The organism is Rhodococcus sp. T7 (genome assembly GCF_009872365.1).
Lineage (GTDB): Bacteria > Actinomycetota > Actinomycetes > Mycobacteriales > Mycobacteriaceae > Rhodococcus_F.
The window spans coordinates 833,617-834,577 of sequence record NZ_WXYH01000389.1 but is presented as its reverse complement, the minus strand read 5'-3'; the positions used below and the strand labels follow the sequence as shown (position 1 = coordinate 834,577).

Sequence of the window (961 nt, the reverse complement as noted above, 5' to 3'; positions counted from 1 at the left end):
CTAGGGTGTGTCTCCCAATGATTTGTGGTGTTGTGCTGCAGACTCTTCGGTGTGGCAGACGTTGTTGATCGGTTTGAGGTGTTGACGGACAAGCAGTGGGAGTTGCTCGCGCTGCTGTTGCCCAGTTCCGATGGGCTCCGGGGGCGGAAGTTCCGGAACAATCGTGTGGTGGTCGAGGGGATGCTGTATCGACTGCGGACCGGGTTGCCCTGGCGAGATCTCCCGTCGCATTTCGGGCCGTGGAAGACGGTGTGGAAGCGACATCGCCGCTACGCCGGAGACGGAACCTGGGATCGGGTGCTGACGGCTCTGGTCGCGATGGCCGACGCCGGCGGGAACCTGGACTGGGCGGTCTCTGTCGATTCCACAGTGGTCCGGGTCCATCAGCACGGTGCGAACGCCGCCCGCCACACAGGGGGATCTACCGAATTACACGAACCTCGGTGACGAGCCTGCCGATCACGGCATCGGCCGGTCGAGGGGCGGATTGACCAGCAAGGCGCACCTGGCGTGCGACGGTCACGGGCGCCCGCTGTCGGTGCTGGTCGGCCCAGGCCAAGCCGGTGACAGTCCGATGTTCGCCCACGTGCTGGAGGGCATCTGCGTGCCGCGGCTCGCGGGCGGAGCGCACCGCACGCGCCCCGACGAGGTCCGGGCCGACAAGGCGTACTCATCACGGGCAAACCGGGAACTGCTGCGCAGCAGAGGCATCAAGGCGGTGATCCCCGAGAAGACCGATCAGGCAGCGAACCGGGTGAACAAGGGCCGCGCGGGCGGGCGGCCACCGAACTTCGACCCGGAGTCCTACAAGGGGCGCAACGTGGTCGAACGGGCCTTCAACAAGGCGAAACAGTGGCGTGCGGTGGCCACTCGCTACGACAAACTCGCCCTCACCTACCGCGCCGGATTCCTGCTCGCCGGCATCGTCGAGTGGCTCAAGTTATTGGGAGACATGCCCTAG

Annotated in this window: 1 protein-coding gene; it reads left to right on the top strand. The window is 65.8% G+C overall.

Going from position 1 to position 961, the window contains the following annotated elements; translation table 11 throughout:
• Positions 1-51 precede the first annotated feature (51 nt).
• Positions 52-961, top strand: a protein-coding gene (locus MLGJGCBP_RS47940) for an IS5 family transposase (protein WP_236581723.1) whose coding sequence is annotated in 2 segments (ribosomal slippage) — positions 52-408 and positions 410-961 — 909 coding nt in all. Because the reading frame shifts where the segments join, the coding sequence is not laid out codon by codon here.